This window comes from Aeromonas sp. Prich7-2 (assembly GCF_017939255.1).
In the GTDB taxonomy this organism is placed as follows: domain Bacteria; phylum Pseudomonadota; class Gammaproteobacteria; order Enterobacterales; family Aeromonadaceae; genus Aeromonas; species Aeromonas caviae.
In genome coordinates, this window is record NZ_JAGKRI010000004.1 from 69,669 (window position 1) to 83,389 (window position 13,721).

Consider the following 13,721-nt stretch of genomic DNA (forward strand, 5'->3'; position numbering starts at 1 on the left):
CATAGTGACATACCCCGACCGGAGTCGGGGTATGGAACACGTGCTTGTCACGGCCGGGCCGACTCATGTCAGCCGGATTTATTCTTCGCGGCTGAAGAGCGCCTCGATAAAGTCGTTGGCGACGAACGGGCGCAGATCGTCGATCCCCTCGCCCACCCCGATGTAGCGGATCGGGATCTGGAACTTGTCGGCCACCGCGAAGATGACGCCACCCTTGGCGGTGCCGTCCAGCTTGGTGAGGGTGATGCCGGTCAGGCCCACCGCCTCGCTGAACAGCTTGGCCTGGCTCAATGCGTTCTGGCCGGTGCCTGCGTCCAGGGTAAGCATGATCTCGTGGGGCGCCGCATCGTCCAGCTTCTTCATCACCCGCACCACCTTCTTGAGCTCCTCCATCAGGTTGCTCTTGTTCTGCAGGCGGCCAGCGGTATCGGCGATCAGCACGTCAGCCCCGCGGGAGCGGGCAGCCTCGATGGCGTCATAGATGACGGAAGCGGAGTCGGCACCGGTGTGCTGGGCAATCACCGGAATGTTGTTGCGCTGACCCCACACCTGCAGCTGCTCGACGGCGGCAGCACGGAAGGTATCGCCAGCGGCCAGCATCACGCTCTTGCCCTCGGCCTGGAACTGTTTGGCCAGTTTGCCGATGGTGGTGGTCTTGCCGACGCCGTTCACGCCGACCATCAGGATGACGTAAGGCTTCTTGCTGGTGTCGATCACCAGGGGCTGCTCGACCTTGGCCAGCATCTCGCCCATGTCCTGTTTGAGCAGACCGTAGAGCGCCTCGGCGTCCTTGAGCTGCTTGCGGTCCGCGTGCTGTACCAGCCCCTCGATGATGCGGGTGGTGGTGTCGACGCCAAGATCGGCGGTCAGCAGCTGGGTCTCCAGCTCTTCGAACAGATCGTCATCGATCTTCTTGCCGCTGAACAGGCCGAAGAAACCGGAACCGATATTCTCCCTGGTACGCACCAGGCTGCGCTTGAGGCGGGCAAAGAAGCCCTCCCGCTGCGGCTTCTCCTGAGTGTCGTCGTCCACCTTGGCGGCAAGTGGCAGAGCGGCCAGGGCAGCGGCCTCAGCCTCCATCGCGGCGACCAGACGCAAATCTTCCGCTCGCTGGGCCTCTTTGGCGACACGGGCTTCCTCGGCAGCCTGAGCTTCGGCGGCAACACGAGCCTCTTCCGCAGTACGGGCCTCGGCGGCAATACGGGCTTCTTCCGCGGCACGGGCTTCGGCAGCGATGCGAGCCTCTTCCGCAGCGCGGGCTTCGGCGGCAATACGGGCTTCTTCTGCGGCGCGAGCCTCGGCAGCGATGCGAGCCTCTTCCGCAGCGCGGGCCTCGGCAGCAATACGGGCTTCTTCCGCGGCGCGGGCTTCGGCAGCGATGCGGGCCTCGGCGGCAATACGGGCCTCTTCTGCAGCGCGAGCTTCGGCGGCAGTACGGGCTTCTTCTGCGGCGCGAGCTTCGGCGGCAACACGGACCTCTTCTGCGGCGCGGGCTTCGGCGGCAACACGGGCCTCTTCTGCAGCGCGAGCTTCGGCGGCAATACGGGCCTCTTCCAAAGCGCGGGCTTCGGCGGCGACAATGGCTTCTTCTGCGACTTGAGCTTCGGTTGAGATCAAGGCCTCATTGACGATGACGGGCTCAAGCTCGCCCTCCGGCTCTTCCACAACCAGGGGGCCTTCGTCAGGGCCGCTCAGCGGCGCTTCGGGCTTGGCGGCGGGGGCATCAGCCGGGGCAACATCGGCGACAGGCGCGGGAACAGCGGCGGCCTGCGACTCGACTACCGCCGGGGTAGCGTCGGGCGCCTGCGATGGAACGGCCTCAGCCTCTTCTTTCTTGCGGCCGAAACCCAGCCAGGAAAACAAACCTTTTGCCATCTAAAAATACTCACATCAAAGGCTGACTGCTAAGATAGCCGTCCCTCGGCGGGTCGGCATAAAAATGAACCGCCTTATACTATCACTTTATTTTCTGACGACGAAACGCGATGCCCAGAGTGAAATCCAGCCGTAACAGCCCGAGCAAGAGCCCGGCCCCTCAGGGGCGAGCGGGCGTGGTACGAATCATCAGCGGCCAATGGAAGGGGCGCAAACTCCCCGTCAGGGATGTGGAAGGGCTCAGACCCACCACGGATCGCGTCAAGGAGACCATCTTCAACTGGCTGGCTCCCCACGTGCGCGGTACCCGCTGTCTGGATCTGTTCGCCGGCAGCGGCGGGCTGGGGCTGGAAGCCTTGTCCCGCTATGCCGAACAGGTCACCCTGATCGAGATGGACAGAGGCGCCGCCGACCAGCTCAAGAAGAACCTGACGACCCTGGGCAGCAGCCAGGGGCAGGTGATCCAGGCCGATGCCGTGAGCTGGCTGCAAGGCCCGGCCACCCCCTTCGATCTGGTCTTTCTGGACCCACCGTTTCGTCGCGAGCTGCTGCCCCAGGTGTGCGAGCTGCTGGAGCAACGCGGCTGGCTGGCATCCGATGCCCTCATCTATCTGGAGCGGGAAAAAGAGATGGCCGATCTGACGCTGCCCGCCAGCTGGAAACTACTCAAGGACAAGCAGGCTGGTCAGGTCTGCTATCAGCTCTATCTGCGGGACACCAAGCATGACGCTGCGGTTTAAAGGGGGGATGGGCACAGTCCCCTTCTCCGTCAATTTGGACAACGGCTCAAGGACAAGCAGGTCGATCACATCAGGCCTGCTATCAACTCTATGTACGGGAGGTAAACGATGAAGCGGGTGTTTAATCTGTTGGCGATGGGGGTGCTGCTGTTCTTCTGGTTCGGTGTGGCACTCGCCCTGCTGGGCACCCTGCCGGGCAAACTGAACGGCTTTCTGCCGGTGTGCGGCGTCATCGTGATATTGATGCACTGGGTACAGGCCAGCATGATCAAGGCGGCCTGCAAACCCTACTTCGCGGTCACTCGTCTCGAATTCACCCAGGTGCTGATCTTCGGGGTGTTCGGCATGATGGATATCCGCACCAAGCTGCAGGCCATCATAGACGCCAGGAAGCAGGGAGAGATCCCCCCCAGGGCCGACTAGGCCACCCCCGGCCCGACCAGAAGGAGTGATTCGTCACTCCTTCTGCGTTTTTCCGAGGCTGATTCCGAGCTTGATGGAGAGGGCGGCGAGCAGCAGCAGCATGGCAATGAGGGAGAAGAAGTTGCTGCCAAGCTCGGGGTACTGCACCTTGACCAGGGCAGAATGGCCGAACACGCCGATAAAGAAGCAGAGCAGGATGCAGCTGGGTGTGTTGCCCACCATGGGCTCATGGCGATAGTGCTGATAGAGCTGGCTGGCCGCCAGCAACAGGGCGATGAGGGGGTAGAAGGAGAAGGGGACGACCGACTCCGTCAAGGCCGACAGGAAGGCATCGCCACAGATACCGATCAGCAGGGCCAGCACCAGGGGCTTCTTCGGGATCGCGTTCGGTTCATGCATGAGGCTGTCCATCCTTGCGTTATGTGAGAGATTCGTGGCGCTTGCGGTTCTGCACCTCGGCGCCCATGGCAATCATCCGCAACTGGCTGATGGTGCGCTCCGACAGTGCCTTGCACTCTTCCGGGGTCATGTCGAGGGCGTCTGCACCGGCGCTGAAGACGATGGTCACCATGGCCTCGGCCTGGATATAGGCCTCTTCCCGTGGCGCCTGCGTGGTGGCTTCCAGATAATCGGTCAGCTCGGCGATGAAGTGCTGGATCTCCCGGGCCACCGCCTGACGGAATGCAGCCGAGGTACCGGAGCGCTCGCGCAGCAGCAGCCGGAAGATGTTCGGGTTGTTTTCGACGAATTCCATGAAGGTCTGCACCGAGGTGCTGATAACGCTGCCACCACCGGCGATGCGCTGGCGCGCCTGGCGCATCAGTTGGCGCAGGGTCAGCCCTCCCTCGTCCACCAGCGTCAGCCCCAGCTCTTCCATGTCCCGAAAGTGGCGATAGAAGGAGGTCGGCGCTATGCCCGCCTCTCTGGCCACTTCCCGCAGGCTGAGGTTGGAGAAACTGCGGTTGGCGCAGAGTTGACTGAACGCCGCCTCGATCAGCGTACGCCGGGTTTTTTCTTTTTGTTGCGCGCGAATACCCACGAAAACAGTCACCTTGAGATTAGCGAGGCCAGATGATAACCCGAAGGCGGGGCCGGGATCAGGTTTGTCTCCGACTTTTTTACCATTGACCCGCATTCCGGCTCAATGGAGAATAGTGAACAGCTGTTCGCTGAAAGGAGCCGAGTGAAATGGACCGCCCCCCGATCATCATGACCAACACCCTGCTGTTCGCCCTCTCCGGGCTGACGGCACTGATAGCGGTTCCCTGGTATGGACTGAGCCAGGGCTACGACCTCTGGCAGTGGCTCTGCTTCCTGCTGCTGTTCTGCTATTGCGGCATCTCCATCACCGCCGGCTACCACAGGCTCTGGTCCCACAAGGCCTACAAGGCACACCCGGCCCTGCAATGGATCTTCGCCATCGGAGGCGCGCTCGCCCTGCAGAACTCGGCGCTGCACTGGTCCTCGGATCATCGCCGCCACCACCGCCACGTGGATGACAACCAGAAGGATCCCTACAGTGCGGGTCGCGGCTTCTGGTACTCCCACATCGGCTGGATGCTGCGGGAATACCAGCGCGATACCTACCACGACTACAGCAATGTGCGCGACCTGCAAAACAACCCCGTGGTCGCCTTCCAGCACAGGCACTATCTGGCCCTGGCTCTGGTCACCAACATCGGCATTCCGCTGCTGCTCGGCCTCCTGCACGGGGATCTGCTCGGCATGATGCTGCTGGCCGGGGTGCTGCGCATGGTAATGACCCATCACACCACCTTCTTCATCAACTCCCTGGCCCACATCTGGGGCAGCCAGCCGTTCACGGATCGCAACAGCGCCCGGGACAACGGCATCCTGGCCTTCTTCACCTTTGGCGAGGGCTATCACAACTTCCATCACCTGTTCGAGAACGACTACCGCAACGGCATTCAGTGGTGGCAGTTCGACCCCACCAAGTGGCTGATCCGCACCGCCGCCTGGTGCGGGCTCGCCAAAGACCTGAGATCCTGCCCGGAGGAACGCATCGAACAGGCCAGGCTGGAGATGCAGCTCAAGCGCGCCCAGGCCAGAGTGCACAAGCAGGATGACAGGGAACGCTGGCAGGCACTGCTGCAGGAGGAGTACGACAAACTGAGCCTGCAGATCCAGCACTACTATGCCAGCCGCAAGTCACTGCTGGAGCAGCGCAAGCGCACAGCCCTCGCACGCTACGACAGGCTCAGGCTGCAACTGGAGTACCGCACGTTGCGAGACGGTTTCCTCGTTGCCAAGCGCAACTGGAGTCGTCTGCTGGCGGGCCTCGCCTGATCGCCGAGACATCACGCAAAAGACCGCCAGCAGGCGGTCTTTTTAATTGAGCAAACGGACGGCGGCATAAAAAAATGGGGCAACATTCGCATGTCACCCCCTCGCAAATAGCATGTTCCATATTGGGCTCCCGCAACCACGGGGGTCTGTCTGGCATCACGGGTTTCCGCTCCCGATCCGCCTCGCCTGCCGGAGCAATCCGGTTGGCCCATTTCCCCTGTTGCCGTCACCCACACGGCAGACCAGCCGCCGTGTTTGTCCTTGCACTCGAGATACTACGCAGTTAAATAAAATAAAAAACCGTTCTACACGCACCTCTATGCAGTCGAGGAGCCTGGATTGTTACGGCGCCCTTAATATAAATCGATTAAAAACAATACGATGCAATCCAGTCCCGTTTTTGGATGGCAAACGTTATCCTCGAAGGCGCACAAGGCTTTGCGAGATCTCGCACAAGGCGGATCCCACTCACAACCAACGATGCAAAGGTAACCAATCGCTCAATTGCGCCAGCAGGCGCCGCCATGCAGAGGGGGACGCCGCCACCGGGTGCACGGCCTGCTGCAACCAGCCATCAATGAGTTGCTGCAACTCGTCGCACAACCTCGGGCTATGGAGGTGCAGCATCAACTCGGTGTTGAGCATCAGGGAGCGGGGATCCAGGTTGAAACTGCCGAGCAGCGCCTCCTCCTTCCCCATCAGGATCAGCTTGGCATGCAGACTGAACGCCTCCGTCGTCAGCTCGAACAGGGTGACCCCCTGACGCTCGAGCCAGGGGCGGTGACGTCGATAGGCGCCATAGACCAGGGGCACGTCCGTGCTGGCCAGGGAGTTGGTCAGGATCTCGATGTCGCCCCCCTGCCGTCGCTGCCCCTTGAGCCGGCGACGCAGCCCCCGTGTCAGGATCAGGTAAGGGCTCACCAACCTCAGGGCCCCCTGATTGCTAGCCAGCATGCGTCCCAGCAGGGGCGCCGTGGTCGGCCGGGCGACCAGCCCCTTGCCGGGGCGATCGAACCAGCACTGCCCTCGCCCGGGATGCCAGCAAAGGGGAACGGGGCACTCATCAAACAGAGTGGCCGGCAGATCATAGGCGGCCGCCATGGCGGGGTCGGTCAGGGTCAGCAGGAAATCGTTCAGGGCCCGGGTTTCGGCTGGCAGCAAGGGGCGTCTCAACAGGCGACGGACCGGGTGGCTCCAGCGACTGTGCCAGAACAGCGCGAACCCCTGCTCGGCCTGCTGACAGAGGGGGCCGCGGCAGACCAGATCCAGGTCGATGAAGTGAGGCGGCATCCCCAGCCCGAAGTAACGATCACCGATGTTGCGCCCGCCGATCACCGCCTGGCTGCCATCCACCAGCAGCAGCTTGTTGTGCATCCGGTGATTGATGCGGCGAAAGCTCAGCACCCCTTCCAGCAGCAGGGTCAGAGGACGCCAGCCCCGCAACCAGAAGGGGTTGAACAGGCGTACCTCGATGCCCGGTTCCGCCGCCACCGCCTCCAGAAAGCGGTTCTCCCCGCCGTAGAGATCGTCGATGAGCAGTTGCACCACCACTCCGCGCCGGGCCGCCCGCACCAGCTCCGCCAGCAGCAGCTTGCCGCTGCCGTCCTCTTCCCAGCTGTAATACTGGGCGAGGATCCGGTGGCGAGCCTGGCGGATCAACTGGCATCGGGCTTTCAGGGCTGCACCGGGATCGGCGAGCAAGGCAAACTCGGCGGGGATCAAGGGTCATCTCCCTGTCATCTGGTGGTGGCATAACCCAGACAACCGCCCCGATAGCCCACTGTCAAGGAGCCGATGATGGAACTGCGCGACCACCCCTCCCTCAGTCAGAGACCTCATGCCAGCCAACCGGATCCCACCCCGGCCAGGCTGTTGATGCCCTGGTACCAGCAGCACCGGGATCTGGGCTGGGAACCCCTTGCGCAGCATCACGAGGATCCCCTCCCCGGCCAGCATTGACAGGCTCAGGGCTGCACCGCCTCGATGGCCTCTGACTTGCCCTCCAGCTGGGGCAGGCTGAAACGGTAGGCCACGTAGTATTTGTAGATGGTGCCAACGTAGTTGATGGGCCCCTGGCCCACGTCGTTGGCCACCAGCTGCTCCACGTTGCCGAACCAGACGTTCGGATCCAGCCCCTTGTCGGCCGCCTTGGCCTGCAATGCCTGGACACGGTTCGGACCCGCATTGTAGGCGGCCAGGGCGAACAGATGGCGATTGAGCCTGTCCATCCCGGGATCATTGAAGTAGGTGTCCAGGATGAGCCGCATGTAGCGACAGGCCGCCTCCACATTGCCCTCCAGACTGGTGAGTCTGGCGCCGCGGATCCCCACCTCCTTGCCGGTGCTCGGCAGCAATTGCATGATGCCGACGGCCCCCCGGTGAGAGCCGACATTGGGATTGAGCCCCGACTCCTTGTAAGCCAGCGCGGCCAGCATCAGCCAGTCCAGCTGATACTTGTCCGCCTGGGCCTCCAGTACCTTGCGAATGGTCGACAGGCGCCCCAGCGGGTCCGGCGCCAGTATGTTGCTCATGCGGTCGCTCTGCGCCAGCAGGCGGCGCAATGTCATGTCACTGTAGAGGGTCCGCTTGCTCGACTCCGAGATGTAGGCGTTCACCGCCTTGAGCAGCTCCGGGCTGTTGTTGCGCAGGGCCCAGGCGCTGCGCCCCTTGTCCCGCAGCGGTATCAGCCTGTGGGCCTTGAGACCGCCAATCATGTCGAGCCAGATCCGCCCCTTGAAGCTGTCGGTGACCGTCAGCGGAATGATCCCGGCTGACACCATCTCCAGCAGGTCCCCGTCCTGCAGGTATTCGGGAACCGTCTCGATGTAGACCGGGGGCAACCCCAGCTCCCGAAACAGCCAGTTGAGCTGGTGCAGGCTCTCGAAATAACTGGAGCTGGCGCGCACCCAGATCCGCCGGCCGGACAGCTGGGTGATGCGATTGAAGGCAGGGAGCTCCCGCTGGCTCACCACCCACTCCTCGATGGGGGCGATCAGCGGCTGGGAGAAAGTCACCTGCTCGCGCCGGGTGGGGGTGACCGTCAGGTTGGCGGCCACCAGATCCCCGCGCCCCTCGGCCAGATAGTCCAGCAGCTTGTCCTGGCGCACCGGGATATAAATGATCTTGAGCTTGAGCTTCTCCTTGGCCAGGTAGGTCTGGTTCAACCAGCGCTCGAATCCCTGAAGCTGATTGACCAGGATGCCGTACTGGGCTCCCTTGTCGAAAAAGAAAAACCCCCGCTCATAGACCACCAGGGCCCTGAGCTCTTTTTTTTGCAGGATGTGTTCGAGATCACCGGCCTGGGGCAGCAACTGCGGCTTGAGATCCGCCGCCAGCAGAGGGAGAGAGCAGAGAGCCAGCAGGGCCCAGATCCATCGCCGCATCATGATTTAACCACCTCGCTGTGGGCCGGTGCGCACCGTCGGGTCTGTCAGAGAAGGCGCCTGCGCCAAGTCATGGGGCGTCGCGGGATCTTCTGCCGATCGGCGCATGCCGGACGGAAAACGGATCGTCCGTGGGATAACTCACTATACAACGCAAAGGGAGGGAAAAAGCGAGGGGCAGAGCAAGACGGCAGGCAAGCCTGCCGTGTCATCACGATCTCAGAGGGAGCGGGCGCGCATCTCGAAGATCAGCTTCTCGGCGGTGCAGGTGAATTGCAGGCGGGCCTTCAGGATCACGCCATCCGGGCCCCGGCTCAGCTCGCTGCTGCTTTTGGCTTCGGCAGTGACCTGCTTGGCCAGCGCCTCGTAAGCTGCAAATTTCTCGCGGGCGTCGGCTTCGGCCGCGGCCTCGATCACCAGCTCCATGACGTCGTCACCTTCGCCGATGATGGTGCCAATTTCGGCGAAACAGCCGCAACTGTCACAGGTCTCGTTCAGTTCCACTTTCTCGTCTACAGACATACGTTCACTCCTACTTATTCCGGATATTGTCATCGTCGCGCAAGGCGTTGCGAAAATCCCTGATGGCAGTGCCCAGATCCTCACCGGCGCCAGCCAGGCGTTTGCTGCCAAACACCACGACGACGACCACGAGCAGGATCAGCAGATGCCAGATATGAATGCCACCCAGTCCCATAGGGAGACTCCTGACTGTTAGATACCTGGAGGTTGTATCAAAAGAAAGCGTATCGATTGTTGGGCAAAATCAAGGCCGGTGCAAGTTGGCGAAAAAATTGCGCAAAAACGGCGACGAGGCGCAAAAAAATACGGCGACCATGGGCCGCCGTATGAGTCGGTGCTACTTGTCCCCTCAACCGCTACATCCTGTACCAGCCGCCACCAGGGCGAGAGACCCGTCGAGCATAGGATCGCCAAGATATGAAAACAAATGGTATATATTCATCTAGGAATTGAAGAGGATTCATATCATGTTGCTGGAACAGCTTGCACGCATAGACCTTAATCTGTTGATAATCCTGCAAGTCTTGCTGGAAGAGCGCAACGGCAGCCGGGCTGCACGCCGTTTGCACCTGAGCCAGTCCGCCGTCAGCAAGGCCCTTGGACGGTTGCGGGAGACCTTTGACGATCCCCTGTTCGTGCGCTCGGCCTACGGGATGGATCCCACTCCCCGCGCCCTGGATCTCCAGCAGCAACTGCAGCCCATACTGCTCTCCCTGGACAACCTGATCCAGCCGCCGGACTTCGATCCCGCCAGCACGGAGCGGGAGTTCGTCATCGCCAGCATGGACAGCGCCTTCACCCTGTTTGCCCCCCTCTACCTGAGCGAACTGAAGCGTCAGGCCCCTGGCATCCGCCTGCGCTACGAGGAGTGGACCGAACACAGCCTGACCGAGATGAGCCAGGGCCAGGTGGATATCGCCTTCACGGTGCGGGAGAACTGCATCAATTCGGATTTTCGCCTCGACACCCTGCCCAACGCCATCTGCCAGCGGTTGCTCACCATCGACGATCTCACCTGCCTGGTACAGCGGGATCACCCTGCCTTGCAGGAGCCCGAGTGGGATCTCACCCGTTACCTCGCCTACCCCCATGTGCAGACCTACTGCGAAGGGCGGGATCGCTGGATGCTGGATCACAAGCTGGCGGAGCAGGATCTCTATCGCCGGATCGAGGCGACCGTCCCCTCCTTCGAGGCGGCCCTGCGCATGGGCATGCACTCGGACATGATAGTGACCCTCTCCCGCCTCTACGCCCGCCACGCCACCCAGGTCTATCCCCTGGTGCCGCTGCCGCTGCCCATCGCCCTGGACAGCATCTCCCACCTGCTCATCTGGCATCAGCGCCACGAGGAGGATCCGGGCCATCGCTGGCTGCGGGAGACCCTGCTCGCCCTCATCATGGGCAAGCTGGAAACCTCGGCGGATGGCCCGGCCGCTGCCGCCTGACGCGCAAAAAAAACGGGGCTCAAGAAGCCCCGTTTCACGTTGACATCAGCATTCGCCCCGTCAGTTCTGACCCGTCACCGCCAGATAATGGTGCACCCCATCCAGCAGCATCTGCACCGAGATCATCACCAGCAGCATGCCCATCAACCGCTCCACCGCGGTGAGTCCTCGCTCACCCAGCAGCTTGTTGAACAGCTCGTAGAACATCAGGATCACGGCGCTGGCCCCCCAGGCCATCAGCAGGGCCAATGACCAGTCCACCATCCGGGTCGGCTCCTGGTTGGCCAGAAGCAGCAGGGAAGCCAGGATGGAGGGGCCCGCAATCATGGGGATGGCCATGGGCACCAGGAAGGGCTCCTCCCCCGCCGCCAGCCCGGTCACGCCACCGGGGCTCGGGAATATCATCTTGATGGCGATGAGGAAGAGGATGATGCCCCCCGCGATGCTGACCGCCTCCTGACGCAGGTTGAGGAAGCTCAGGATCTGCTGACCGGCGAACAGGAAGCCCATCATGATCACCAGTGAAAACAACAGCTCCCGCAGCATCACCTTGCGTCGACGCTTGGGGTCGACATGGCGCAGGATGGAGAGGAAGACCGGCAGGTTGCCCAGCGGATCCATGATCAGAAACAGCATGACGGCAGCGGAGAATGTGTCCATAGAGCGCCCGAGCAGAACCTTTCAACAAGAGGGGAAGGAGGGCGAAATATAACAAAGGTGGCGGGATTCGGCGAGCGCCCCACCGCGCTCGCCGCTGGCGATCATCCGTGGCTGCAGATCTTGTCGGCGCGGGTCTGGAACCCTGACTCCGAGTCGATGAACTTGCCGCGCCTGGCCAGGAAGTCGATCAGGGCGTCAGCGTCCATCTCGCTGGCGCTGCAGGTGTGGAACCGGGCCTCGGCACCGAAGCGCGAGGCGATCGCCGCCCTGAGGCTGGCCCGGGTAAACGGACTCTCCTGCTCCAGCATCATCTCCATCACTTCGTGACCGTGTATCGATTGGGACATCTCGAACCTCTTTAATCATCATGTCAGATGACAATTAAAGCCCGAAGCCCGGAGAGGGTTCTTGATATAGGCCAACAAAACGCCTTTTTTAACGCCAGCGGGCTGGTCGTGAGCGCCGCTTTGTCGATAATGTGGCAACCTGACGGGGGGATGGCTACACTGTCGCCCCTTTTTGCCACCGCAGACAGAAATAAGGACATTGGCGTCATGCTGTTCCATGGATTGGTCTTCAAACCCTGGCGGATCTGGACCCGTCGCCCGCTCTGGTTGAAGACCCTGCTCGGCATGCTGACCGGGATAGGTCTGGGGCTCTGCTTCAGCGAGCAGGCCCTGCTGCTCAAGCCCATCGGCGTCCTGTTCGTCAACACCATCCAGATGCTGATGGTGCCCCTCATCTTCTGTTCCGTCCTGGCAGGCCTCACCGCCCTGCTCAAGGGCAAGCGGCTCGACCGCATCGCCGGCAAGGCCATCGGCTTCTATCTCTGCTCCACCGCCGTCGCCATCTGCATCGGCCTGATGATGGGCTGGCTGCTGGAACCGGGCATGGGCGCCAACATGGGTCCTTATGAACGGGGCGCCATGGCGCAGCAACCTACCCTGGCCAGCGTGCTGAGCCACCTGGTGCCGCGCAACCCGGTGCAGGCCATGGGCGATGGCAAGATATTGCAGGTGATCGTGTTCGCCGTGGCCCTCGCTCTCGCCCTCAACGCCACCGGACGACGCGGCCGCCCCGCCATCCTGTTCTTTACCTCCCTGGCAGAGGGAATGTTCAAGCTGACCCAGATGGTGATGGCGCTGGCCCCCTATGGCGTCTGCGCCCTGATGGCCTGGATGACCGGCAAGTACGGCGTCAGCCTGCTGTTGCCGCTGCTCAAGGTGATCGGCGCCGTCTACCTCGGCTGCCTGCTCCACGTGCTCGGCGTCTACAGCGGCCTGCTGCTCCTGATGGCGCGCCTCAACCCGTTGCACTACTTCAAGAGCATCGTCGATGCCCAGGCGGTAGCCTTCACCAGCAGTTCAAGCAGCAGCACCCTGCCCATCAGCCTGGCCTGCGCCGAACGCAGGCTCGGGGTCTCCCCCGCCATCACCGCCAAGGTGCTGCCCATCGGTGCCACCATCAACATGGATGGCACCGCCCTCTATCAGGGGGTCACCGCCCTGTTCGTGGCCCAGGCCTTCGGGGTGGATCTGCATCTGGTGGACTACCTGACCATCATCAGCATCGTCACGCTGGCCAGCATCGGCACGGCGGGCACACCCGGTACCGGGCTGATGCTGCTGACCCTGACCCTCACTGCCGTGGGACTGCCGCTGGAAGGGGTGGCACTCATCGCCGGCATAGACCGGATCCTCGACATGGCGCGCACCACGGTCAATGTCTCCGGCGACATCCTGGTCTCCGTGCTCATCGCCCGCAGCGAGAAGGAGCTGGATCTCGCCACCTACCACGATGCCCATGCGGGGGATGACATCGACTTCACCCTGCGCTGAGGGCGCGAGGGGCGTTCAATGATCCTGGGGATCGTGATGGCAGCGCCAGCAGATATCGAAGTTGGCGCCGTTCTCCTCTCCGCACTGGCCGCACAGCCAGCCGTTGCCCTGGCGCTGCTGGTAGCGCTCGATGATCCGGCCCGCCCGCTGACGATCCCGCTCGTTCACCATCAGGGTCACTTGCAGCAGATCCACCGGCAGCTCCCCGAGCGCGCCGGAGAGCCCTTCGCCGCTGAGGCGCACCCTGACTCCCTCTACCTCCAAGGCCCCTTTCAGGGCATGCGCCTCCAGGGAGTGAGAGGCGCGATACAAGTTAATCCACTGATCCATACGTTGTCCTCGAAACCCTTGCCAGTGCCATCATCACCAGCACTACCATCATTCCAGGCCGAGCATCTTCCGGGAGCGAGATGCCCGATACAGATTCATCCACTGATCCATACGTTGTCCTCGAAACCCTTGCCAGTGCCGTCATCACCAGCACTACCATCATTCCAGGGCGAGCATCTTCCGGGAGTGAGATGCCCG

At 62.3% G+C, this 13,721-nt stretch carries 16 protein-coding genes; 6 read left to right on the forward strand and 10 right to left on the reverse strand.

Annotated features, from left to right (window positions below):
- Positions 1–78: 78 nt before the first annotated feature.
- Positions 79–1,875: a signal recognition particle-docking protein FtsY gene (gene ftsY, locus J9892_RS00885; RefSeq protein ID WP_210537891.1), complete on the reverse strand. Its 1,797-nt coding sequence runs from the start codon at positions 1,873–1,875 to the stop codon at positions 79–81.
- A 110-nt stretch (positions 1,876–1,985) separates the two neighbouring features.
- On the opposite strand from ftsY, the gene rsmD reads away from it, so the two are divergent.
- Both rsmD and J9892_RS00895 read left to right on the forward strand, forming a co-directional pair.
- Positions 1,986–2,615, forward strand: a complete 630-nt coding sequence (rsmD, locus tag J9892_RS00890) for a 16S rRNA (guanine(966)-N(2))-methyltransferase RsmD (RefSeq protein WP_201887946.1) — start codon at positions 1,986–1,988, stop codon at positions 2,613–2,615.
- 108 nt (positions 2,616–2,723) lie between these two features.
- Complete coding sequence (locus tag J9892_RS00895) at positions 2,724–3,038, forward strand: DUF1145 domain-containing protein (RefSeq protein ID WP_202044502.1); 315 nt, start codon at positions 2,724–2,726, stop codon at positions 3,036–3,038.
- A gap of 33 nt (positions 3,039–3,071) precedes the next feature.
- Here J9892_RS00895 and J9892_RS00900 read toward each other — a convergent pair whose 3' ends face one another.
- Together J9892_RS00900 and fabR are read right to left on the reverse strand one after the other, a co-directional pair.
- Positions 3,072–3,437 carry a YijD family membrane protein gene (locus tag J9892_RS00900; RefSeq protein ID WP_010672599.1) on the reverse strand — a complete coding sequence of 122 codons (366 nt, stop codon included), beginning with the start codon at positions 3,435–3,437 and terminating at the stop codon, positions 3,072–3,074.
- Between the two features lie 19 nt (positions 3,438–3,456).
- Positions 3,457–4,077 carry an HTH-type transcriptional repressor FabR gene (gene fabR / locus J9892_RS00905; protein ID WP_010672598.1) on the reverse strand — a complete coding sequence of 207 codons (621 nt, stop codon included), beginning with the start codon at positions 4,075–4,077 and terminating at the stop codon, positions 3,457–3,459.
- 149 nt (positions 4,078–4,226) lie between these two features.
- On the opposite strand from fabR, the gene J9892_RS00910 reads away from it, so the two are divergent.
- On the forward strand, positions 4,227–5,345 hold the full coding sequence (locus J9892_RS00910; protein ID WP_039040410.1) for a fatty acid desaturase: 1,119 nt from the start codon (positions 4,227–4,229) through the stop codon (positions 5,343–5,345).
- A gap of 468 nt (positions 5,346–5,813) precedes the next feature.
- Here the strand turns inward: J9892_RS00910 and J9892_RS00915 are convergent, their stop codons facing one another.
- A complete protein-coding gene (locus J9892_RS00915; protein ID WP_069785475.1) occupies positions 5,814–7,067 on the reverse strand; it encodes a phospholipase D family protein in 1,254 nt (417 codons plus the stop codon).
- A gap of 75 nt (positions 7,068–7,142) precedes the next feature.
- Between J9892_RS00915 and J9892_RS00920 the strand changes: the two genes are divergently transcribed.
- On the forward strand, positions 7,143–7,304 hold the full coding sequence (locus tag J9892_RS00920) for a hypothetical protein (RefSeq protein ID WP_010672595.1): 162 nt from the start codon (positions 7,143–7,145) through the stop codon (positions 7,302–7,304).
- A gap of 5 nt (positions 7,305–7,309) precedes the next feature.
- Here J9892_RS00920 and J9892_RS00925 read toward each other — a convergent pair whose 3' ends face one another.
- The 3 genes from J9892_RS00925 to tatA all read right to left on the reverse strand — a co-directional run bounded on the left by J9892_RS00925 (position 7,310) and on the right by tatA (position 9,425).
- Complete coding sequence (locus J9892_RS00925; RefSeq protein WP_010672594.1) at positions 7,310–8,731, reverse strand: lytic transglycosylase F; 1,422 nt, start codon at positions 8,729–8,731, stop codon at positions 7,310–7,312.
- 216 nt (positions 8,732–8,947) lie between these two features.
- Positions 8,948–9,250: a YfcZ/YiiS family protein gene (locus J9892_RS00930; protein ID WP_010672593.1), complete on the reverse strand. Its 303-nt coding sequence runs from the start codon at positions 9,248–9,250 to the stop codon at positions 8,948–8,950.
- Between the two features lie 10 nt (positions 9,251–9,260).
- Entirely contained in the window at positions 9,261–9,425 is a 165-nt protein-coding gene (gene tatA / locus J9892_RS00935; RefSeq protein ID WP_010672592.1) for a twin-arginine translocase TatA/TatE family subunit, read from the reverse strand.
- Positions 9,426–9,717: 292 nt separating this feature from the next.
- Here tatA and J9892_RS00940 point away from each other — a divergent pair, with 292 nt between their 5' ends.
- On the forward strand, positions 9,718–10,695 hold the full coding sequence (locus J9892_RS00940) for a LysR substrate-binding domain-containing protein (protein ID WP_069785474.1): 978 nt from the start codon (positions 9,718–9,720) through the stop codon (positions 10,693–10,695).
- A gap of 60 nt (positions 10,696–10,755) precedes the next feature.
- Here J9892_RS00940 and J9892_RS00945 read toward each other — a convergent pair whose 3' ends face one another.
- Both J9892_RS00945 and J9892_RS00950 read right to left on the reverse strand, forming a co-directional pair.
- Positions 10,756–11,355, reverse strand: a complete 600-nt coding sequence (locus tag J9892_RS00945; RefSeq protein WP_010672590.1) for a YhgN family NAAT transporter — start codon at positions 11,353–11,355, stop codon at positions 10,756–10,758.
- Between the two features lie 101 nt (positions 11,356–11,456).
- Positions 11,457–11,702 (reverse strand): YecH family metal-binding protein, encoded by a 246-nt coding sequence (locus tag J9892_RS00950; protein ID WP_069785473.1) that lies wholly within the window; start codon positions 11,700–11,702, stop codon positions 11,457–11,459.
- Between the two features lie 207 nt (positions 11,703–11,909).
- Here J9892_RS00950 and J9892_RS00955 point away from each other — a divergent pair, with 207 nt between their 5' ends.
- The gene (locus tag J9892_RS00955) at positions 11,910–13,193 is read left to right on the forward strand and encodes a dicarboxylate/amino acid:cation symporter (RefSeq protein ID WP_128271424.1); all 1,284 of its coding nucleotides are present in this window, start codon (positions 11,910–11,912) and stop codon (positions 13,191–13,193) included.
- Positions 13,194–13,208: 15 nt separating this feature from the next.
- Here the strand turns inward: J9892_RS00955 and J9892_RS00960 are convergent, their stop codons facing one another.
- On the reverse strand, positions 13,209–13,523 hold the full coding sequence (locus J9892_RS00960) for a DUF2007 domain-containing protein (protein WP_010672587.1): 315 nt from the start codon (positions 13,521–13,523) through the stop codon (positions 13,209–13,211).
- Positions 13,524–13,721: the final 198 nt, after the last annotated feature.